At 68.5% G+C, this 254-nt stretch carries 1 protein-coding gene; it reads right to left on the bottom strand.

Annotation, left to right across the window (positions count from 1 at the left end; genetic code table 11):
* The coding region (locus ACPXBU_RS34910; protein ID WP_425761412.1) for a hypothetical protein at positions 1 to 224 on the bottom strand (224 nt) is incomplete at its 3' end.
* Between the last annotated feature and the right edge of the window lie 30 nt (positions 225 to 254).

Raw genomic sequence — 254 nt, forward strand, 5'->3', positions numbered from 1 at the left:
GCATCCCACGCGATCGGGGTCCCAGTCACGAACAACCGGGCAACCGCAGTGAGAAGAGTGACCACCTCATCGCGATCGTGCTGGTCGGTGGTGGTGGGTTCGGCGGTGGGTTGGGGTCGGGGGCGGCGGCCGGTGGCGGCGATAACCGTCGGGTCAGCAGTCAAACAGCCGGGCAGTAACGCGGCTAACACCGCGTCCGGGCCAACCTCCAACCACCGATCCACACCCGCACGCTCACCCGCCCGCACCGCATC

Source organism: Micromonospora sp. DT231, assembly GCF_049847025.1.
In the GTDB taxonomy this organism is placed as follows: domain Bacteria; phylum Actinomycetota; class Actinomycetes; order Mycobacteriales; family Micromonosporaceae; genus Micromonospora.